This is a genomic window from Pantoea agglomerans (assembly GCF_021397715.1).
In the GTDB taxonomy this organism is placed as follows: domain Bacteria; phylum Pseudomonadota; class Gammaproteobacteria; order Enterobacterales; family Enterobacteriaceae; genus Pantoea; species Pantoea astica.
Map to the genome: position 1 here is coordinate 3,566,874 of NZ_CP090207.1, position 22,110 is coordinate 3,588,983.

The following is a 22,110-nucleotide window of genomic DNA, read 5'->3' on the forward strand; positions in this document are numbered from 1 at the left end:
CAGCAGTTGACCACAGCTCGCCAGAGATCCGGCTCAGGCTGGTACAAAAGGGAGAGGAAGAGATAAAAACGGCTCCCGCAGGAGCCGCCAGGATAATCAGAAGTCGTAGCGCAGACGCACCAGATTCATATCACCGAGGTTATCAGTGCTGGAGGTAAAGACATGTTCGTAATCGACGCGGAAGCCGTAGTCGAGGAACAGCGTAACGCCCAGGCCGTTATCGATACGCTGGTAATTACGACCGTTAGCGTACTCGATACGATCGCCCATGACATAAGGCTGCACCGCTTTCAGACCGTACTGCGCCACCGGAACTTTATAACCGGCAAAGTATTCAATGCCCCAGGCGTCGTCAGCAAAGTAATCGTGCACATCTTTGCGTTTGGTGGTCATGAAGTTCTGATACCAGCCACCGCCCGCCGAAAGGGTCCAGTTGCCTGGCGTCCAGCTCAGCGCAGTACCCAGAATGTTCTGGTCATAATCTTTGCTGTCGCCGTTATCCGGGTTACGCATCGCCGCATGGGTATAGTTCCACGCCGTGCCCCAGGTCAGATCGTCAGTGATGTGATAATCCAGACCCAGCGAACCGCCGCCTTTACGTTTGTAGCGCAGGCCGTTGCCTGGCAGATATTCGTTATCGTCAAACAGGTAGGAGGCATAGAGATCGACGTCGCCGAAGGTGTTTTTATACTTCAGCTGCTTACGCGAGCGGTAAGATCCGTCGTAGTCGCCATTGATGCCGTTGCCAGGTGCCTGGCCGATCATGTCGTAATCCCAGATATCGGTTTTGGCGCCCACTACGTCGTAATAGACACTGTTCTGCTGGCCAAAGGTCAGCTGACCCCAGGTTTTGCTTTTCAGACCGGTATAGAGCTGGCGACGGGTGGTGTTATTGGCACCATCCGCGTAGTGACGATCCCAGTCGAATACCGCCGGCACGTTGACGCCCAGCTCGTAGTAGCTGATCCAGCTGACATCATCAAACAGGTAGTAGTCAGCACCGAAACGGAAACGGGTGCCGCCATCAAAGCCGTCACGCTTGTAGGATTTATCATTGACGCCGGTCTGGTGGTTGACCTGGGCACGAATACTGCCGCCCACGGCAAAGTTCAGACGGCTAAGCGGATCGCCCGCCTGCGGGTCCTGTTTTAACAGGGTGATTTCCGCCTGGCTGGCGAAAGGGAGCATTGCCATTAGTGCAGCCACTGCACTCAGAGAAAAAGTACGCATTTTCATTTTATTTTTGTCCTGAATCCGCTCTGGTAATAAGCGGCAGGCATAGTACTGATGAAAGATTTGTACAGGAAGCGTTTCAATTATAAAAACGTGCGAAACGACTTTATTCGCACCGAAAGCTAAAAAACTAAGCCAAATCAGTAACTTTAATTCAAATGCGTCTGCTTATCACGAGCATTTCAGTACCAATAAAAGCCAAAAAAAACGGCTCCCGCAGGAGCCGTTATCACCATTATTTCGCTTTGATTTGTGCGTGCATTTCCTGCACCGAAATAACCTGTTCCGTCGGATCGGCATTCAGCGCCATCGCCGTGGCGAAACCGCCGTTCAGCGTGGTGTCGTAGTGCACTTTATACTGCAGTGCGCTGCGGCGAATCAGCTTGGAATCTTCAATTGCCTGACGGCCTGCGGTGGTATTGACGATGTAGGTGTACTCGCCATTCTTCAGACGATCCTGAATGTGCGGACGCCCTTCATGCACCTTGTTGACCAGCCGCGGATTGATGCCGGCTTCACCCAGCACTACCGCCGTACCGTGGGTCGCATCCAGTTCGAAACCAAACTTCTGCAGTTTAGCGGCGAGGTCGACGATACGTTTCTTATCGCCTTCACGCACCGACAACAGCGCACGGCCTGATTTCTTCATGTTGCTCTGCGCACCGAGCATCGCTTTGGCAAAGGCTTCAGCGAAGGTCCGGCCCACACCCATCACCTCACCGGTGGAGCGCATTTCCGGGCCCAGGATCGGGTCGACACCCTGGAACTTGTTGAACGGCAGCACCACCTCTTTCACCGAATAGTAAGGCGGAATCACCTCTTCGGTGACGCCCTGCTCGGCCAGGGTTTTGCCAGCCATCACGCGCGCTGCCACTTTCGCCAATGGCACACCGGTCGCCTTGGAGACGAACGGCACGGTACGCGCGGCGCGAGGGTTGACCTCAATCAGATAGACTTCATTGTCTTTCACTGCGAACTGCACGTTCATTAAGCCACGCACGTTGAGCTCAAACGCCAGCTTCTCAACCTGCTGACGCATCACATTCTGAATCTCCTGATTCAGGGTGTAGGCCGGCAGGGAACAGGCGGAGTCACCGGAGTGCACGCCAGCCTGCTCAATGTGTTCCATGATGCCGCCAATCAGCACCCGCTCACCGTCGCAAATCGCATCGACATCCACTTCTACCGCATCATCAAGGAAGCGGTCGAGCAGTACCGGCGCATCGTTTGAAACCGAGACCGCCGTCTGGAAGTAGCGCTTGAGGTCGATTTCGTCATAGACGATCTCCATCGCGCGTCCACCCAGCACATAGGAAGGACGCACCACCAGCGGATAACCCAGTCCGGCGGCTTTTTCCACCGCCTGCTCCAGCGTCGCCACTGTGGCATTCGCCGGCTGCTTGAGGTTCAGGCGATCGACAGCCTGCTGGAAACGCTCACGGTCTTCAGCACGGTCAATCGAGTCCGGGCTGGTTCCGATAACCGGTACGCCAGCGGCTTCCAGCGCGCGCGCCAGTTTCAGCGGGGTCTGACCGCCATACTGGACGATAACGCCCTTCGGCTGCTCGATGCGCACAATCTCCAGCACATCTTCCAGCGTGACCGGTTCGAAGTAGAGGCGATCAGAGGTGTCGTAGTCGGTCGAAACGGTTTCCGGGTTACAGTTGACCATAATGGTCTCGTAACCATCTTCACGCAGCGCCAGCGCCGCGTGCACGCAGCAGTAATCGAACTCAATGCCCTGGCCGATACGGTTGGGTCCGCCGCCCAGCACCATAATCTTTTCGCGATCCTGATTCGGATTCGCTTCGCACTCTTCTTCATAAGTGGAGTACATGTAAGCGGTATCGGTGGCGAACTCTGCGGCGCAGGTATCCACGCGCTTGTAGACCGGGTGCAGGTTAAACTGCTGACGCAGCTTACGAATCTCGCTTTCAGCCACACCAGCCAGCGTCGCCAGTCGTGCATCGGCAAAGCCTTTACGCTTCAGGGCGCGCAGGAACGTATAGTCGAGGCTGTTAACCCCTTCACGCGCTACCTGCTCTTCCAGCCGCACCAGCTCTTCAATCTGCACCAGGAACCAGCGGTCGATGTTGGTCAGGTTGAAGACGCCATCCACGGACATGCCGGCACGGAACGCATCCGCGATGTACCAGATGCGGTCAGAACCGGCATCTTTCAGTTCGCGACGGATGCGGGTCAGCGCTTCCGGATCGTCGAGGTGAACTTTCGGGTCGAAGCCATTAGCTCCGACTTCCAGCCCGCGCAGCGCTTTCTGCATCGATTCCTGGAAGGTGCGGCCAATCGCCATCACTTCACCCACCGATTTCATCTGGGTGGTCAGGCGATCGTTGGCACCGGCAAATTTTTCAAAGTTGAAGCGTGGGATCTTGGTCACCACGTAGTCAATCGAGGGCTCGAACGAGGCTGGCGTTAAGCCGCCGGTGATGTCGTTCATCAACTCATCGAGGGTAAAGCCGACCGCCAGTTTGGCTGCCACTTTAGCAATCGGGAAGCCGGTGGCTTTGGACGCCAGCGCGGAGGAGCGCGAGACGCGTGGGTTCATCTCGATCACAATCAGTCGACCGTTTTTCGGGTTGACCGAGAACTGCACGTTGGAGCCACCGGTTTCGACACCGATTTCACGCAGCACCGCCAGCGAGGCGTTACGCATGATCTGGTACTCTTTATCGGTCAGCGTCTGGGCAGGTGCGACGGTGATCGAGTCACCGGTGTGAATACCCATCGCATCGAAGTTTTCGATTGAGCAGACGATGATGCAGTTGTCGTTCTTATCACGCACCACTTCCATCTCATACTCTTTCCAGCCAATCAGCGACTCATCAATCAGCAGCTCGTTGGTCGGAGAGAGGTCGAGACCGCGTTCGCAAATCTCTTCAAACTCTTCGCGGTTATAGGCGATACCGCCGCCGGTGCCGCCCATGGTGAATGAAGGACGGATGATGCAGGGGAAACCGACATCTTCAGCCACCGCCAGCGCTTCTTCCATATTGTGCGCGATGCCAGAGCGGGCGGTATCCAGCCCGATACTTTTCATCGCCACGTCGAAACGGCGACGGTCTTCAGCCTTATCAATCGCATCGGCAGTGGCACCAATCATGGTGACGCCAAATTCCGCCAGCACGCCCTGACGTTCCAGCTCCAGCGCACAGTTCAGCGCTGTCTGGCCGCCCATGGTCGGCAGGACCGCATCCGGGCGCTCTTTTTCGATGATTTTACGTACTACTTCCCAGTGAATCGGCTCAATGTAGGTCGCATCGGCCATTTCCGGGTCAGTCATAATGGTCGCCGGGTTGGAGTTGACCAGAATGACGCGGTAACCCTCTTCACGCAGCGCTTTACACGCCTGCGCACCGGAATAGTCAAATTCGCAGGCCTGGCCGATCACAATCGGACCGGCGCCAAGAATCAGGATGGATTTTATGTCTGTACGTTTTGGCATGATTAGCTCCTGATTACTTCGCTTTCGAACGGAATGCGTCAATCAATTCAATAAAGTGGTCAAACAGCGGTGCGGCATCGCCCGGTCCCGGACTCGCTTCAGGGTGACCCTGGAAGCTGAACGCGGGCTTGTCCGTGCGGTGAATCCCCTGCACGGTCTGGTCAAACAGCGAAATGTGCGTCACGCGCAGGTTCGCCGGCAGATCGGTTTCATCCACCGCAAAACCGTGGTTCTGCGCCGTAATCATCACGCGGTTGTTATCCAGATCTTTCACCGGATGGTTGCCGCCGTGGTGGCCCAGCTTCATCTTGACGGTTTTCGCTCCGCTGGCCAGCGCCAGTAACTGGTGGCCGAGGCAGATACCAAACAGCGGAATATCGGTTTTCAGGAAGGCCTGAATGGCGCTGATGGCATAGTCACAGGGTTCCGGGTCGCCCGGACCGTTGGAGAGGAAAATGCCATCCGGGTTCAGCTTCAGCACTTCTTCGGCCGGTGTCTGTGCCGGAACGACCGTCAGGCGACAGCCGCGGTCCACCAGCATCCGCAGGATGTTACGCTTGGCACCGTAGTCATAAGCGACCACATGGTAAGGCAGCGCTTCCGCTGAGGCCTGCTCTGGCAGTCCTCCTTCCAGCTGCCAGCTGCCCTGCTGCCAGCTATAGGTTTCCGCTGTGCAGACTTCTTTCGCCAGATCCATTCCTTTCAGACCCGGAAACGCCTGGGCTTTTTGCAGCGCCAGCGCAGCATCCGGGTTGTCACCGGCAATGATGCAGCCGTTCTGTGCCCCTTTCTCACGCAGTAAGCGCGTCAGCTTACGGGTATCAATATCGGCAATCGCCACAATGTTATTGCGCTGCAGGTAGGCAGATAAGCCCTCTTCGCTACGGAAGTTGCTGGCGATCAGCGGCAGATCACGAATAACCAGGCCCTGAGCATGAATCTGACTGGATTCTTCGTCGGCGGCATTGGCACCGACATTGCCGATATGAGGATAAGTGAGAGTGACGATTTGGCGGGAATAGGAAGGATCAGTGAGGATTTCTTGATAACCGGTCATTGAGGTATTGAAAACGACTTCCCCCACTGCCGACCCTGTTGCCCCGATGGCCCGACCGTGGAATTGGGTTCCGTCTTCCAGAACCAAGAGCGCTGACTTAATCAAAACATCCTCCAGGGAATAAACAGTCACAATATCTGCATATTAATTCAAAATAGTGGCCTGAATCAATGCAAAAACCGCCTGAATTGTCGATTTTTGGCAAATTGCGCGCATTCTAATGATCGACCTGGTGCTTGTCTACCCTGAGCCGGTATTTTTTCACTATTATCTGCCTTCTGAGTGGTAAAACGGGCATGAGCGGTAAAAAGAGAGGAAAACTCGGTGGAATAATCGTTTGCCAGACAGCAAAAAATCGAAACCGTGACGTAGCGGCGATTATTTTTGACCAAATGGTCAAAAATAGCAATTTTAAGAGCAGAAAATCAATGATAAAGATTAAAAATGGATTTTACGAGGCATTATGACATCGAAACGCCTGTTTTTGATAAAATTAAGGGCAATGAAAACATTGCCCCCTTTCAATCAAGTAATTACCGATTGAAACAACCACATCACGATGGTTCACAACACTCACAACATCGATAAATCCAGCACATCACGCATATCGAACAGGCCAGATTTTTTGTCTTTCAGCCAGGATGCCGCCTTAACAGCACCATTTGCAAAGGTCATACGGGTTGAAGCCTTGTGGGTAATCTCTACCCGCTCGCCAATATCAGCAAACATCGCCGTGTGCTCACCCACGATATCCCCCGCCCGCACCGTCGCGAAGCCGATGGTCTGTGGCTGGCGCTCACCGGTATGGCCTTCACGGCTATAGACCGCATGCTCATCCAGTTTCCACTGCATGGCATCGGCAATCGCTTCCCCCATCGCCAGCGCGGTGCCAGACGGCGCATCCACTTTATGACGATGGTGAGCTTCAATAATTTCGATATCCGCATAGTCGCCCATTACTTTGGCCGCCTTCTCCAGTAGCTTCAGCACCAGGTTCACGCCCACGCTGAAGTTAGCGGCGAATACAATGGCGATCTCTTCTGCGGCGGCACGGATCGCTGCTTTACCGGCTTCATCAAAACCGGTGGTGCCAATCACCATCGCTTTCCCCTGCTCACGACAGACAGCCAGGTAATCCAGCGTGCCTTCCGGGCGGGTAAAGTCGATCAGCACATCGAAGTCATCGATCACGGCGCCTAAGTCGTCAGCGATAATAATGCCGTTTTTGCCAATACCGGCCATCTCACCGGCGTCGCTGCCGATCAGAGAAGAGCCCGGACGCGCCAGCGCGGCACCCAGTTCTACCCCGTCCGCCTGCTGCGTCGCCTGGATCAGATGACGGCCCATACGGCCCGGTGCGCCGACAATGGCAATGCGGATATTCTTCATATTTATTCATTCCTAAAACAAAACTATGCATCCAAAGCGTCATCAGGTTAACCACGAGTTAACAGGCACGCCACTATTAATCAGGGATAATAAGAATTTTATGCCAGCCGCGCGCGATTATCAGTAAAAGCAATCATGGCAGCGCATTGGCGAGAGAGAAAAACAAAAAAGGCCGAACAGAGTCGGCCTTTATTTTAAATCACAATCAGTCACTTACTGCACGTTACGCACATCAACCCGCAGTTCTTTCGGCACTTCAAAGACGATATTCTCTTCACGACCAATCAGCTCAATCGCCGCTTCGCCGCCCAGGTCACGCAAGCGCTGGATCACCTGCTGCACCAGAATATCGGGCGCTGATGCACCTGCGGTCACGCCGATGCAGTCAACACCTTTGACCCACTCTTCCTGAATATCATCGGCAGAGTCAATCAGCTTCGCCAGTTTACCGGCACGCTGCGCCAGTTCTGCCAGACGGTTAGAGTTAGAAGAGTTCTTCGAGCCTACCACCAGCACCACATCCGCATCTTTAGCCAGGGTACGCACCGCTTCCTGCCGGTTGGTGGTGGCGTAGCAGATGTCATCTTTACGCGGCCCGATGATTGCCGGGAAGCGCTGACGCAGCGCATCAATGATGTCAGAGGTATCATCCACCGACAGCGTGGTCTGCGTCATGAAGCTGAGATTGTTCTCGTCTTTCACCGTCAGCTTAAACACATCTTCCGGCGACTCGACCAGATACATACCACCTTTGGGGTTGTTGTACTGCCCCATGGTGCCTTCCACTTCCGGGTGCCCGGCGTGACCAATCAGAATCGCTTCCACGCCCTTACGGCTGGCGCGCGCCACTTCCATATGTACTTTGGTCACCAGCGGACAGGTAGCATCAAACAGCATGGTGAGATTGCGCGCCTTCGCTTCTGCACGCACCGCCTGAGAGACACCGTGCGCAGAGAAGATCAGAATCGCGTCATCCGGCACTTCACTGATCTCTTCAATGAAGATGGCGCCGCGTTCGCGCAGACTGTTGACCACGTAGCGGTTGTGCACCACTTCATGACGCACATAGATCGGCGCGCCGTACATCTCCAGCGCACGCTCGACAATACTGATTGCCCGATCTACGCCAGCGCAGAAACCGCGCGGATTAGCCAACAGGATTTGCATCGTTCGCCTCCAGTGCCGGATCAATCTCCAGCACCTCGATATCAAACTGAACACGATGACCTGCCAGCGGATGGTTGAAATCGACGGTGATGGAATCACCTGAGACTTCACGGATCACCCCTGGCATTTCACTGCCGCCCATGCCGGTGAACAGCATAATGGCACCCACTTCAGGTTCTCCCGCGTCGATAAAATCACGACGGGAGAAATACTGGATCAGATCAGGACTGACGCTGCCAAACGCCTCTTCGGGCGCCAGGGTGAACTGTTTAGTTTCACCCGCCTTCAGCCCCAGCAGCGCCTGTTCCAGCGCGGCCGACAGGCTGCCATCGCCCAGACGAAACAGCGCCGGCTTGCCGTTTGCACGGGTCGATTCCGCCGTCGAGCCGTCTTCCAGCTTCAGCGTAAAATGCACCAACACCGCGCTGTCGCGCTGTACAGACTCACTCATCACTTACCCTTTCTGTTTTGCCTGTTTGCTGGCCGGGCTGAAAAAGCCCTCCAGCACCACTAACGCCGCACCAATACAGATGCCGCAGTCAGCGATATTAAATGTAGCGAAGTGCCAGTTACCGACGTAGAAATCGATAAAATCGACCACAAAGCCGTGATAAGAGCGATCAAACAGGTTGCCTATCGCTCCGCCGATGATCAGTGCATAGGCGATATTGGCGATCTTCTGACTGGCGCGATTGCGATACATCATCACCAGCAGCGAGACCACAATCGCCAGCGCGATACCGGCAAAGAACCAACGCTGCCAGCCGCCTTTGTCCGCCAGGAAGCTGAACGCCGCACCGTAGTTGTGGGCGTAGAACAGATTCAGGAACGGCATCAGCGGCTGCGTTTCGTGCAGCATCATGTTGTTCATCACCCACTGCTTACTGGCGAAGTCGACAACAATCACCACCAGCACCAGCCACAGCCAGCGCAATCCGGTTGAGAAAATAGGTTTACGCATCAGGCAAATTTACGCTCTTCACCGTTGCCGGCTACGTTGGTATAACAGCGACCACACACTTCAGCATGCTCCGGGTTCTGACCGACGTCGGTAGTGTAATGCCAGCAACGCTGACATTTCTCGCCTTCCGCTTTATGCAGGGCAATTTTCAGACCTTTCAGCAATTCGCTCTGCTGCGCTTCGTCGTTCGCCAGGGCGTAATCCGCCACCTGCGCGCCCGAGGTCAGCAGCACAAAGCGTAGTTCATTGCCCAGCGCCTGCAGTTTGGCCGCCAGCTCTGGCTCGGCATAGAGCGTCACCGTCGCTTCCAGTGCGCCACCGATACGTTTGTCGGCACGCGCCTGCTCGATCACCTTGTTAACTTCGCCGCGCACTTTCAGCAGCTCAGCCCAGTAGGCGTCGTTCAGCGCTTCATCTTCTGCCAGGCCAAACAGGCCCTGATACCACTCTTCGGTGAAGACATACTGCGCGCGATCGCCAGGCAGGTAGCCCCAGATCTCATCCGCGGTAAACGACATGATCGGTGCCATCCAGCGCACCAGCGCCTCAACGATGTGCCACAGCGCGGTCTGGCAGCTGCGACGCGCCAGGCTGTCGCCTTTGGCGGTGTACTGACGGTCTTTGATGATGTCGAGATAGAAGCTGCCCATCTCCACCGAACAAAACTGCATCAGGCGCTGGATCACTTCATGGAAGTCATAGTTTTCGTAGGACGCGGTAATATCCGCCTGCGCCGCCTGCGCACGGCCCACGGCCCAGCGATCCACCACCACCATCTCTTCCGGCTGCACCAGGTCGGTCGCCGGATTGAATCCGCTGAGGTTAGCCAGCAGGAAGCGGGCAGTGTTACGGATACGACGATAAGCATCGGCAGAACGCTTCAGGATCTCGTCTGACACCGCCATTTCGCCGGAGTAGTCGGTTGAAGCCACCCACAGACGCAGAATATCAGCGCCCAGTTTGTTCATCACATCCTGCGGCGAGACGGTGTTGCCGATCGACTTCGACATCTTGCGGCCCTGACCATCCACGGTGAAGCCGTGGGTCAGTACCTGACGATAAGGCGCTTTGCCTTTCATCGCCGTGGAGATCATCAGTGAGGACATGAACCAGCCGCGATGCTGATCCGAACCTTCCAGATACATATCCGGGGCGTGACCGCCAAATTCCGGACGCGCATCGACCACGGAGTAGCTGGTTGAACCGGAGTCAAACCAGACGTCCAGGGTATCAGGCACCTTAACGTAGTTATCGGCGTCATCGCCCATCAGTTCACGCGGATCGAGATCCCACCATGCCTGAATGCCATCCTGCTCTACGCGCTGCGCGACTTTCTCCATCAGCGCCAGCGTCTCCGGATGCAGCTGCTCGGTCTCTTTATGGACGAACAGCGCCATCGGCACGCCCCAGGTACGCTGACGCGAGATGCACCAGTCAGGACGGTTAGCCACCATCGATTCAATGCGCGCCTGACCCCAGTCCGGGATCCACTGCACGCCTTTGATCTCCTGCAGCGACTGCGCACGCAGGCCTTTCTGATCCATGCTGATGAACCATTGCGGTGTGGCGCGGAAGATGATCGGCGTTTTGTGACGCCAGCAGTGCGGATAGCTGTGCAGCAGTTTCTCAACGTGCAGCAGCGCATCTTTCTCTTTCAGCAGCTCAACGATCATGTCGTTGGCTTTAAAGACGTTGACCCCATCCAGCGTCGGATAGGTGCCTGGCAGATAGCTGCCATCCGGACCGACCGGATTGGCGGTTTCGATGCCATATTTCTGGCCGATGATATAGTCATCCGGGCCGTGGCCTGGTGCCGTGTGCACCGCACCGGTACCGGCTTCCAGCGTCACGTGATCGCCCAGTACCACCAGCGACTGAATCGCCATGAACGGATGCTGGAATTTCTGCAGCTCCAGCGCCGCGCCTTTGCATTCGCCCAGCACGCGCCATTCGCTGACGCCAGCGCGCTTCATCACGCTTTCGACCATCTCTTTCGCCAGGATCAGCGCGCGACCGTCGATCTGCAGCAGCTGGTAGTCAAATTCAGCGTTTAATGAGATCGCGCGGTTAGCCGGCAGCGTCCACGGCGTGGTGGTCCAGATCACCAGGGAAATCGGGCCATCAACCTGCGCCGCACCAAACGCCTGACGCACCGCGTCGGCATCGATAGCGTTGAACATCACGTCGATTGAAGGCGAAGTCTTGTCGTAATACTCCACTTCCGCTTCTGCCAGCGCAGAACGGCAGTCGAGGCACCAGTGCACCGGCTTGGCGCCTTTGTGCAGGTGACCGTTACCGATGATTTTACCCAGCGCGCGAATGATGTTGGCTTCGGTGGTGAAATCCATCGTCAGGTAAGGACGATCCCAGTCGCCGAGCACGCCCAGACGAATAAAGTCCGCCTTCTGGCCTTCAACCTGTTCAGCCGCATATTGGCGACAGGCGGCGCGGAACTCGGCGGCAGTGACCTTCTCGCCTGGCTTGCCGATCATCTGTTCAACTTTATGCTCGATCGGCAGACCGTGACAGTCCCAGCCCGGCACGTACGGCGAGTCGTAGCCCGCCATGCCTTTCGACTTGACGATAATGTCTTTCAGAATCTTGTTAACGGAGTGACCAATATGAATGCTGCCGTTTGCATACGGAGGGCCATCATGCAGGATAAAGGTTTTTTTCCCCTTTTTGGCTTCGCGGATAATGCCGTACAGGTTGTCAGCATTCCAGCGTTGCAACATTCCCGGTTCGCGTTTGGCCAGATCGCCACGCATCGGGAATCCCGTTTCCGGCAAATTCAGGGTAGATTTATAGTCACTCATCAGATTCTCGATTCCGTTTTTCGCTCAGGTTAAAGCCCAAAGAACTGCCGGGCCGTTACCACATCTTTCGCAATTTGTTCTTTCAACGCCTCCAGTGAGGCAAAGCGCTGCTCGTTTCGTAATTTATGCTTCAGCACCACGTCGATGTGCCGGCCATACAGATTCATATTGATGTCAAGCAGGTGAACTTCAAGCTGCTGGCGTAAACCTTTTACCGTCGGGCGGGTACCGATGTTGGCGACACCGGGTAGCGGCTCTGGCGTCAGGCCGTGTACCTCTACCGCATAGACCCCTTTCACCGGTGAAACGCTGCGGCGCAGAGGAAGGTTAGCGGTAGGAAAACCCAGCGTGCGTCCCAGTGCATCACCGTGCACCACACGACCTGAAATACTGAAGGGGTGGCCTAACAGCGACTGCGCCAGCGCTAAGTCATCCGCGGCCAGCGCCTGACGAACGGCGGTGCTGCTGATGCGCTTGCCGCCGTCACAGAAGGTTTCGGTGCTGACGACATCAAAGCCATACTCCGCACCGGCTTTCTGTAATAACAGGAAATCCCCCTGGCGACCAGCGCCAAAGCGGAAATCATCGCCCACCGCGAGATAGTTCACGCCCAGTTTTTCGACCAGTAATTCACTGATAAAACTCTGGGCGGACAGGGCCGCAAAGCGGCGGTCAAAGCGAACGCACAACACTTTATCGACCCCAGCTTCAGCCAGGTAGCGCAGTTTTTCACGCAGACGCGTCAGACGAGCCGGGGCTTTGTCACCCGCAAAAAGCTCCAGCGGTTGTGGCTCAAAAACCATCGCTACCACCGGTAAATTACGCTTCCGTCCCTCTTCACACAGACGGGACATCAGCGCCTGGTGACCGCGGTGCACGCCATCGAAATTACCAATGGTCAGAACGCAGCCGCGATGCTGCTCGTTAAGATTATGAATACCGCGGATAAACTTCATGGCTGACTCAAACCGGTGGAAATCGGCGGATTATACCCTTGAAACCGGCTGAGGTTAACCCGTCAGCACGCCTTTCATGCTTAACGGTGCGCATTTACTGGCGTGGAAGCCCCGGATAAGAATTTTGTCGCGAAATACTGTATTCAGCGAGGCGAAGCTGGTAGAATCTTGCGCCATCAAATACGTAACCGAGTGCTGCTCATAGAGCGACGCTTATTTGCACAAATCCATTGACAAAATCAGGTTGGAAGGGCATAGTCCTCGGCCTTTGATTTGTCTCTATAGAACACATTTGGGAGTTGGACCTTGGCTAATATCAAATCAGCTAAGAAACGCGCCGTAACATCTGAGAAACGCCGTAAGCATAACGCTAGCCGCCGCTCTATGATGCGTACCTTCGTTAAGAAAGTATACGCGGCGATCGCTTCAGGCGACAAAGCTGCTGCGCAGAACGCATTCAATGAAATGCAACCAATCGTGGACCGTCAGGCTGCTAAAGGTCTGATCCACAAAAACAAAGCTGCACGTTATAAAGCAAACCTGACTGCACAGATCAACAAACTGGCTTAATCGCCGCTTGTTCATCGCTTTGTTGAAAGAACCGGCGCTATGCCGGTTTTTTTTCGTCTGCGATATGGCGAGGAAACAGCGCGCTGAAGTCGGCATGGCAGATACGCTGGACAGCCGGATGCTGAATCATTCGCTCAGCAAAGATGATGTGATACTCCTCTAATACCGTATCCAGCCGTCCGATCTCCCTGATCACCTCACGCTGCCAGATCTCCTGCCGGTCCAGTGCCGGAGCGACAAAAAGCGCATTCTGCTGAGCACCAAACGCTTTCATTAACGCGGCATCATCAAACTCGCCCAGAATCTCAACCTGCAAACCCTGACTGTCGATCCAGTTAAGAATCTTACGTCCCAGCATTGAACGGCGTCCCGGAATCAGCAGGCGGCGCGTCTCCAGACAGGCGGGAAAAGGCTGTTCTGGCAGCGGCTGGGTGGACCAGAAACTGACCGGACACTCGCCCAGCTTGACCGAAAACAGCCCTTCCTGCTGGGTAGAGTCGATGGAGCAGTCAGAGATGATCATATCCAGCTTATGCTGACTGAGCTGCTCCAGCAGCATTTCATGGGTCGACTCGAAGCAGCGCAGATGGATCTTCTCTTCCGCCACCACCGCCGTCTCCAGCACTTTGCTCACCAGTTGCTTAGAGAGCGCATCCGCCACGCCCACATCAAACAGCAGATGCGACTCTTTGCGGTAGTTGACGATATCCAGCATCTCCTGACCGAGCATAAACATGCGGTCCGCATAGCGAAACACCAGTTGCCCCAGCTCAGTCGGCACCAGCCCGCGTCCCTGACGGCGGAACAGCTTGCCCTGCAGGCGCTCTTCCAGCGCCTTGATCTGTCCGGTAATAGTTTGCGGCGTCAGGGAGAGCGCCTCCGCCGCACCGACAATCGATCCCTCCCGGCAGGCGTGCCAGAAGTAGTAGAGATGATTGTAATTAATGTGCGACATGGTCCGGATTCCCGCGTAGCTGCGCCGGGCGATTGGCCAGACGCCGCCACAGAATCAGATAGCCCAGCACCGCAGAGAGAATCGATCCAATCAGAATACCGAGCTTCGCCAGGGTAATCAGTTCAGCATTGGTATCGCCATAAGCCAGCGAGCCGATGAAGATCGACATCGTAAAGCCGATACCGCACAGCACGCCCACCGCCGCGATGTCCTTAATGTGGGTATTTTCCGGCAGCCGGGCTAAGCCGGTTTTCACCGCCAGCCAGCAGAACAGGGTGATCCCCAGCGGTTTGCCGATCAGCAGTCCGGCAACAATCCCCAGCGGCAGCAGCGAGAACAGGCTATCAAACGAGACGCCCTTCAGTGAGACCCCGGCATTGGCAAAAGCAAACAGCGGCAGAATCAGCCAGCGCACCCAGGGATGCAGCGCATGCTCCAGGTGAATGGCCGGTGAGTGCCCCTCTTTCTTCGCCAGCGGGATCAGGAAGCCGACCACCACACCAGCCAGCGTCGCGTGGACACCCGATTTCAGCACCGCCGTCCACAGCACCATGCCAACCAGTAAATAGAGCCCGGTATTGCGGACGTTGAGCAGGTTCATCAGCGCCAGCACGCCAATCGCGGCGGCGGCCACACCCAGTGAAGCGACCGAGAGATCGTGGGTATAGAACAGCGCGATAATCACAATCGCCCCGAGATCGTCGATGATCGCCAGCGCCATCAGGAAGATCTTCAGCGCGGGCGGCACGCGGCTGCCTAACAGCGCCAGAATACCGAGAGCAAAGGCGATGTCGGTGGCGGTCGGGATCGCCCAGCCGCTGCGTGTTTCGGCGTCAGCGCCATTAAACAGCAGGAACAGCACCGCCGGTGCCACCATCCCGCCCAGTGCGGCAATCAGCGGGAAAATCGCCTGGTCACGCTTAGCCAGCGCGCCCATCACCAGTTCCCGTTTGACCTCCAGCCCCACCATCAGGAAAAACAGCGCCATCAGTGCATCGTTGATCCACAGCAGCAGATTTTTGCTGATATCGAGATTGCCAAAACGAAACTCGACCGGTATTGCCAGCAGGTCGCGGTAACCCTGTTGTGTGTCACCGTTGTTGGCAAGAATCATCGCCAGCGCAGCCGCCAGGATCAGCACTACCCCGCCGGTCGCATCACTATTCAGGATTTTTTTTAGTCTGATATTCACACGCGTTATCCTTATCCATCCAGAGATCAATCAAAGTCTCTAAGAGTAACGATAATGATAGCTCGAAAAAAACAGATTATTTAGCGTATATCGCTCGGAAATAGCGAGCTATCGCCCCAGGCAAAAAAAAGCCAGCGACCTGGCGCTGGCTTCGGAGCAGGATGAACTTAGCGGGTTAAGTCATCAAAGAATTTTTTCACGCCGTCGAAAAAGCTCTTGGAGCGCGGGCTGTTGTGCTCGCCGCTCGGTCCGCCAAAGCTCTCTTCCAGTTCACGCAACAGCGCTTTCTGTTTCTCGTTGAGGCTGACAGGCGTTTCCACCACCACCCGGCACAACAGATCACCAACCGCACCGCCGCGTACCGACTTCACGCCGCGTCCGCGCATGCGGAACAGTTTACCGGTCTGGGTTTCAGACGGCACTTTCAGCTTCACACGACCATCCAGCGTCGGCACTTCAATCTCACCGCCCAGTGCTGCCATCGCAAAGTTGATTGGCACTTCACAGTAGAGGTTGTTCTCTTCACGTTCAAAGATCGGGTGCTTCTTCACCGATACCTGAACGTAGAGATCGCCCGCAGGTGCGCCCTGCTCGCCGGCTTCACCTTCACCACTCAGACGGATGCGGTCACCGGTGTCGACTCCGGCCGGGATTTTCACCGACAGCGTTTTCGACTTCTCTACCCGGCCATGACCATGACAGGCATTGCACGGATCTTTAATCACCGAGCCGCGACCGCGACAGGTCGGACAGGCTTGCTGCACGGTAAAGAAGCCCTGGCGCATCTGCACCTGGCCCGCACCGTGACAGGTCGAACAGGTCTGAGGCTGCGTTCCCGCTTTTGCGCCGCTGCCGTGGCAGACGTCACACTCTTCCAGCGTAGGAATGCGGATCTCTTTGGTCACGCCGCGTACCGCTTCTTCCAGCGACAGCTCCATGTTGTAGCGTAAATCGGCGCCACGGGCTGCGCGCTGACGGCGGCCGCCACCAAAGATGTCACCGAAAACGTCGCCAAAGATATCGCTGAAATCTGCGCCGCCGCCACCAAAGCCGCCGCCACCGAATCCACCGCCGCCCATGCCACCCTGTTCAAAGGCGGCGTGGCCATATTGATCGTAGGCCGCACGCTTCTGCGCATCGGTCAGGATTTCGTAGGCTTCCTTGACCTCTTTGAATTTGGCTTCGGCCTCTTTGTCACCGGGATTGCGGTCCGGGTGAAACTTCATCGCCAGGCGTTTGTAAGCCTTTTTGATTTCACGCTCGTCTGCGGATTTGGCGACGCCTAAAATCTCGTAGTAATCACTCTTCGCCATATTTATTTAGCCCTTAACATGATCGCACGGGCGTGGAGAGAACTCCTACGCCCGTGCTGGTTTCAACGGCTGTCAGGCCAACCGTCGCGCCCGGTCAGGGGCAATTATTTCTTGTTGTCTTTCACTTCTTCAAATTCAGCGTCGACAACGTCGTCATCTTTCTTCGCTGACGCATCGCCGGCATCCGCCGCACCCGCCTGAGACTGCTGTGCGGCTTCCATCAGTTTGCCAGACACTTCCATCAGCGCCTGCATTTTGGCGTCGATTTCCGCTTTGTCTTCGCCTTTCAGCGCGGTTTCCAGTGCGGCCAGCGCAGCTTCGATAGGCGCTTTGTCGTCAGCGGTCAGCTTATCGCCCGCTTCATCCAGCTGCTTACGCGTGCTGTGGGCAATCTGGTCACCCTGGTTACGGGTCTGTACCAGCTCTTCGAACTTACGGTCAGATTCAGCGTTCGCTTCCGCGTCACGCACCATTTTTTCGATCTCTTCGTCGTTCAGACCGGAAGAGGCTTTAATGGTGATTTTCTGCTCTTTACCGCTGTTCTTATCTTTCGCTGACACGTGCAGGATACCGTCCGCATCAATATCGAAGGTGACTTCGATTTGCGGCATACCGCGCGGTGCCGCCTGGATACCGTCCAGGTTGAACTGGCCCAGTGACTTGTTGTCATTGGCGCGTTTACGCTCACCCTGCAGCACGTGAATCGTCACGGCTGACTGGTTATCTTCAGCTGTTGAGAACACCTGGCTGTGCTTGGTCGGGATAGTGGTGTTCTTGCTGATCAGCGACGTCATCACGCCACCCATGGTTTCGATACCCAGTGACAGTGGCGTTACGTCCAGCAACAGCACGTCTTTCACGTCACCGCCCAGTACACCACCCTGAACCGCTGCACCTACTGCAACCGCTTCGTCCGGGTTCACGTCTTTACGTGGCTCTTTACCAAAGAACTCCGTTACTTTGGCCTGAACCAGCGGCATACGCGTCTGACCACCAACCAGAATAACGTCGTTGATGTCAGACACTGACAGACCGGCATCCTGCAGCGCAACTTTCAGTGGCGCAATAGAACGGGCAACCAGATCTTCCACCAGTGACTCCAGTTTCGCACGGGTCACTTTGATGTTCAGGTGCTTAGGACCGGTCGCGTCTGCCGTGATGTATGGCAGGTTAACGTCGGTCTGCTGTGCTGAAGAAAGCTCGATTTTCGCTTTTTCTGCCGCTTCTTTCAGACGCTGCATTGCCAGCGGATCGTTGTGCAGATCGATGCCCTGATCTTTCTTAAATTCTGCGACCAGATAGTTGATCAGGCGGCTGTCGAAGTCTTCACCACCCAGGTGGGTATCACCGTTGGTCGCCAGAACTTCGAAGGTTTTTTCGCCATCAACTTCGTCGATCTCAATGATTGAGATATCGAAGGTACCGCCACCCAGGTCATAAACTGCGATGGTGCGGTTGCCCTGGCCTTTATCCAGACCATACGCCAGCGCGGCTGCCGTTGGTTCGTTGATGATACGCTTCACTTCCAGACCCGCGATACGGCCGGCATCTTTGGTCGCCTGACGCTGCGCATCGTTAAAGTAGGCCGGAACGGTAATAACGGCTTCAGTTACTGGCTCACCGAGGTAATCTTCGGCGGTTTTCTTCATTTTTTTCAGCACTTCAGCAGAGATCTGCGGGGGTGCCATTTTCTGACCTTTCACTTCCAGCCAGGCGTCACCGTTGTCTGCATTGGTGATTTTGTACGGCATGATTTTGATATCACGCTGCACTTCTTCGTCCTGGAAGCGACGACCGATCAGACGCTTAATCGCGAACAGGGTGTTCTGCGGGTTGGTCACTGCCTGACGTTTAGCCGGTTGACCGACCAGAGTCTCGCCATCCTGCGTGTAAGCAATAATTGAAGGCGTGGTGCGATCGCCCTCGGCATTCTCCAGCACGCGTGCTTTAGTGCCATCCATGATCGCAACACAAGAGTTGGTTGTACCCAGGTCAATACCAATAATCTTACCCATCTAAACATCTCCCACTTAAATTCGTTGCCAATTTGGGTTGTGAACCTTTTATGTGGGCGGGTTGTTTGCATTCAACCTGCCAGCACATGCTTTTTTTCCAACGTTCACAACGCTCGATGACAAGTAAATGGGGCCGCTTCGATGCGCATCAAGGGTTAAACCAAAAAAAAATTTTTCATCATTGGCCCTGTTGGGATCAAAGATCGCTGGCAGGGTGGTGAATATGATGCGGCGCTCCGCTTAGCGCCTGGAGCGAGGCGGAGACCTTTTCTTTCATCAACGATCGTTTAACCGCCGAGGAACTATGGCAAATTCAACGCTGGCTAACCCTGCCCCGCTGGGACTCATGGGATTTGGCATGACAACTATTCTGCTGAACCTGCACAACACTGGCTTGTTCACCATGGACGTCGCCATTTTAGCGATGGGCATTTTTTATGGTGGGATCGCGCAGGTGCTGGCCGGACTGCTTGAGTTCAAAAAGAACAATACCTTTGGGCTGACCGCCTTTACCTCTTACGGCATGTTCTGGCTGAGCTTTGTGGCGATACTGCTGCTGCCGAAAATGGGTCTGGCAAATGCCACCGACGAACGCTTTCTTGGTGCCTGGCTGGCACTGTGGGGTATCTTCACGCTCTTTATGTTCGTCGGGACGCTGAAGGGTGCGCGGATGCTGCAGTTTGTTTTTGCCTCGCTGACGCTGCTGTTTGCCCTGCTGGCGGTGGCGCATCTGATGCATCTGCCAGCACTGGTGCCCTATGCAGGCTGGGTGGGTATTGTGTGTGGCGCCAGCGCCTGTTATCTGGCAATGGGTGAAGTGCTGAACGAAACCTTCGACCGCGTTGTTCTGCCGATTGGTGCAAAGCAGGTCTGAGCAGCGTTATAAGCGGAGCCTGGCTCCGCTTATGCCGTTACCCTTGTTTCACCGCCTGATACAGGCCAGGCTGATGGCTGATATCACGCCGCAGCCAGATACCCACCACCAGCCCCACCAGCGCCAGGGCCAGCACATACCAGGCGGGCGCGAAGGTCGAAAAACGCATCATCAGCGTAACCACGATAGGCGTCAGACCGCCAAAAATCGCATAGGAAAGGTTGTAAGAGAATGAGAGACCGGTAAAACGCACCTCAGCCGGAAACGCGCGCACCATCACAAACGGCACCACGCCGACCACACCGACGCTTAATCCCACCACGCCATACAGCAGAAACAGCTGCTGCGGATGGCTGGCAACCTGATGGTAAAAAAGCCAGCTACACAGCGCCAGTAGCACGCTGCCGACGCACAGCGTGCGGCTGGCACCAAAGCGGTCAGCCGCCATACCGGCAATAATGCAGCCGAAGCAGAGCATCACGGTGGCGATGCTGTTGGCCTGCAGGGTCAGCGCGGGCGCAATCCCTTGCTGCTTCTGCAACCAGACCGGCGACATCAGGATGACCACCACGATGCAGGCTGACAGCAGCCAGGTCAGCAGCATGGAGATCGCCACCGATTTTTTATGCCGGGTGAGCACGGTTTTCAGCGGCAGCGTCTCCGCTAGCGCTTTACGCTGTTGCATCGCCACAAATACCGGCGTCTCATGCAGCCAGCGGCGCAGGTACATCGCCCCCAGCCCAAACAGCCCGCCGAGCAAGAACGGAATACGCCAGCCGCCCTCAAGGATCGCCTGCTGCGTCATCGAGGTATTGATCAGCGTCGCCACCACCGAACCCAGCAAAATACCCACGGTCAGCCCGGCGGTCAGCGTGCCGCAGGCGATACCGATGCGTTTATAAGGGACATGCTCTGCCACAAACACCCAGGCACCCGGCACTTCACCGCCAATCGCCGCACCCTGCAACATACGCAGCAGCAGCATCAAAATCGGCGCAGCGATGCCGAGCGTTTGCCAGGTTGGCAACGCGCCCATCATCAGGGTCGGCAACGCCATCAGTAAGATGCTCAGGCTGAACATCTTCTTACGCCCGACCTTATCGCCAAAGTGCGCCATGATAATGCCGCCCAGCGGGCGCGCCAGATAACCGGCCGCGAATATCGCGAAGGTTTGCAACTGGCGCAGCCACTCAGGCATATCGGCGGGGAAAAAGAGTTCGCCGATCACTGCGGCGAAGAAGACGAAAATGATGAAGTCGTAAAATTCCAGCGCGCCGCCGAGAGCGGCCAGCGCCAGCGTTTTGTAATCTTTGCCAGTCAGGCGCTGAACAGATGTCGGATTCATAATATTCCAGAGGCAAAAGAGAAAAGGTTGTAAAGCTGGGCTTACTATACCGTCAATCTTTTGCCACACCAGCCAGGCTGTAGCTTATGCCTGAAAAGCGGAATATTTAGTTATTTATCTCACGTATCGCGCTTTTAGGCCGAAAAGCTGCTACCACGTCGGCGTGAGTTTCCACGTATGGTCCTTCCAGCAACTGTAAACAATAAGGTACGGAGGCGAAAATGCCGTGCACCTTCACCTTACCCTCTTCATCCTTCAGACCTTCCAGCGTCTCTTTGATCGATTTCGGCTGGCCGGGCAGATTAAGGATCAGCGACTGCTTGCGGATCACTCCGACCTGACGCGACAGAATGGCGGTCGGCACAAACTGCAGGCTGATCTGGCGCATCTGCTCACCAAAACCGGGCATTTCGCGATCGGCAACCGCTAAGGTAGCGTCCGGCGTGACATCGCGCCGTGCCGGTCCGGTGCCGCCGGTGGTCAGTACCAGATGGCAAAAACGTTCATCAACCAGTTCGCAAATGGCCTGTTCGATCATCGGCTGCTCATCCGGTACCAGCCGTGATTCGATCTCAAATGGCGTGCTGATGGCGCTGTTCAGCCAGCTTTCCAGCGCCGGAATGCCCTGATCCTGATAAATGCCGTTGGCGGCGCGATCGGATACCGAGATCAGGCCTATGCGTAATGTGTTCATGATTATCTTCGCTGTGATTTACCGCGGTGCGGTGGAATAAAAGGGGAAGAGCAGAAAGGATAATACAAAGCGAAAGTGACGGAAAAGGGAAACCGTGACGGACAGTGCCG

At 55.7% G+C, this 22,110-nt stretch carries 17 protein-coding genes; 2 read left to right on the forward strand and 15 right to left on the reverse strand.

What is annotated here, in order from left to right; translation table 11 throughout:
- Positions 1 to 96 precede the first annotated feature (96 nt).
- The 9 genes from LZU96_RS17080 to ribF all read right to left on the reverse strand — a co-directional run bounded on the left by LZU96_RS17080 (position 97) and on the right by ribF (position 13,042).
- Entirely contained in the window at positions 97 to 1,230 is a 1,134-nt protein-coding gene (locus tag LZU96_RS17080) for a porin (protein ID WP_409520462.1), read from the reverse strand.
- Between the two features lie 238 nt (positions 1,231 to 1,468).
- The gene (gene carB, locus LZU96_RS17085; protein WP_094119235.1) at positions 1,469 to 4,696 is read right to left on the reverse strand and encodes a carbamoyl-phosphate synthase large subunit; all 3,228 of its coding nucleotides are present in this window, start codon (positions 4,694 to 4,696) and stop codon (positions 1,469 to 1,471) included.
- Positions 4,697 to 4,709: 13 nt separating this feature from the next.
- Positions 4,710 to 5,858: a glutamine-hydrolyzing carbamoyl-phosphate synthase small subunit gene (carA, locus tag LZU96_RS17090; protein WP_233985332.1), complete on the reverse strand. Its 1,149-nt coding sequence runs from the start codon at positions 5,856 to 5,858 to the stop codon at positions 4,710 to 4,712.
- A gap of 468 nt (positions 5,859 to 6,326) precedes the next feature.
- Positions 6,327 to 7,142, reverse strand: coding sequence for a 4-hydroxy-tetrahydrodipicolinate reductase (gene dapB, locus LZU96_RS17095; RefSeq protein WP_233985333.1), 816 nt, complete (start codon positions 7,140 to 7,142; stop codon positions 6,327 to 6,329).
- 213 nt (positions 7,143 to 7,355) lie between these two features.
- Positions 7,356 to 8,309 carry a 4-hydroxy-3-methylbut-2-enyl diphosphate reductase gene (ispH, locus tag LZU96_RS17100; protein ID WP_233985334.1) on the reverse strand — a complete coding sequence of 318 codons (954 nt, stop codon included), beginning with the start codon at positions 8,307 to 8,309 and terminating at the stop codon, positions 7,356 to 7,358.
- Entirely contained in the window at positions 8,290 to 8,760 is a 471-nt protein-coding gene (fkpB, locus tag LZU96_RS17105; RefSeq protein ID WP_233985335.1) for an FKBP-type peptidyl-prolyl cis-trans isomerase, read from the reverse strand. The genes ispH and fkpB overlap by 20 nt, the downstream gene beginning before the upstream one ends.
- Positions 8,761 to 8,763: 3 nt before the next feature.
- Positions 8,764 to 9,270, reverse strand: coding sequence for a signal peptidase II (gene lspA, locus LZU96_RS17110; protein WP_233985336.1), 507 nt, complete (start codon positions 9,268 to 9,270; stop codon positions 8,764 to 8,766).
- On the reverse strand, positions 9,270 to 12,086 hold the full coding sequence (gene ileS / locus LZU96_RS17115; protein ID WP_233985337.1) for an isoleucine--tRNA ligase: 2,817 nt from the start codon (positions 12,084 to 12,086) through the stop codon (positions 9,270 to 9,272). The genes lspA and ileS overlap by 1 nt, the downstream gene beginning before the upstream one ends.
- Before the next feature lie 29 nt (positions 12,087 to 12,115).
- A complete protein-coding gene (gene ribF / locus LZU96_RS17120; protein WP_233985338.1) occupies positions 12,116 to 13,042 on the reverse strand; it encodes a bifunctional riboflavin kinase/FAD synthetase in 927 nt (308 codons plus the stop codon).
- A 306-nt stretch (positions 13,043 to 13,348) separates the two neighbouring features.
- On the opposite strand from ribF, the gene rpsT reads away from it, so the two are divergent.
- Complete coding sequence (rpsT, locus tag LZU96_RS17125) at positions 13,349 to 13,612, forward strand: 30S ribosomal protein S20 (RefSeq protein ID WP_006117633.1); 264 nt, start codon at positions 13,349 to 13,351, stop codon at positions 13,610 to 13,612.
- A gap of 37 nt (positions 13,613 to 13,649) precedes the next feature.
- On the opposite strand, the gene nhaR is transcribed toward rpsT, so the two are convergent.
- The 4 genes from nhaR to dnaK form a co-directional block, all read right to left on the reverse strand.
- Positions 13,650 to 14,567: a transcriptional activator NhaR gene (gene nhaR, locus LZU96_RS17130; protein WP_233985339.1), complete on the reverse strand. Its 918-nt coding sequence runs from the start codon at positions 14,565 to 14,567 to the stop codon at positions 13,650 to 13,652.
- On the reverse strand, positions 14,554 to 15,759 hold the full coding sequence (gene nhaA, locus LZU96_RS17135) for a Na+/H+ antiporter NhaA (RefSeq protein WP_233985340.1): 1,206 nt from the start codon (positions 15,757 to 15,759) through the stop codon (positions 14,554 to 14,556). The genes nhaR and nhaA overlap by 14 nt, the downstream gene beginning before the upstream one ends.
- A 167-nt stretch (positions 15,760 to 15,926) precedes the next feature.
- Positions 15,927 to 17,072 (reverse strand): molecular chaperone DnaJ, encoded by a 1,146-nt coding sequence (gene dnaJ, locus LZU96_RS17140; protein ID WP_233985341.1) that lies wholly within the window; start codon positions 17,070 to 17,072, stop codon positions 15,927 to 15,929.
- Positions 17,073 to 17,176: 104 nt separating this feature from the next.
- On the reverse strand, positions 17,177 to 19,087 hold the full coding sequence (dnaK, locus tag LZU96_RS17145) for a molecular chaperone DnaK (RefSeq protein WP_031376016.1): 1,911 nt from the start codon (positions 19,085 to 19,087) through the stop codon (positions 17,177 to 17,179).
- A 304-nt stretch (positions 19,088 to 19,391) separates the two neighbouring features.
- Here dnaK and satP point away from each other — a divergent pair, with 304 nt between their 5' ends.
- A complete protein-coding gene (gene satP, locus LZU96_RS17150; RefSeq protein WP_233985342.1) occupies positions 19,392 to 19,961 on the forward strand; it encodes an acetate uptake transporter in 570 nt (189 codons plus the stop codon).
- A 37-nt stretch (positions 19,962 to 19,998) separates the two neighbouring features.
- Here the strand turns inward: satP and LZU96_RS17155 are convergent, their stop codons facing one another.
- On the reverse strand, positions 19,999 to 21,306 hold the full coding sequence (locus LZU96_RS17155) for an MFS transporter (RefSeq protein WP_233985343.1): 1,308 nt from the start codon (positions 21,304 to 21,306) through the stop codon (positions 19,999 to 20,001).
- Between the two features lie 106 nt (positions 21,307 to 21,412).
- Positions 21,413 to 22,000, reverse strand: a complete 588-nt coding sequence (gene mog, locus LZU96_RS17160) for a molybdopterin adenylyltransferase (protein WP_233985344.1) — start codon at positions 21,998 to 22,000, stop codon at positions 21,413 to 21,415.
- Between the last annotated feature and the right edge of the window lie 110 nt (positions 22,001 to 22,110).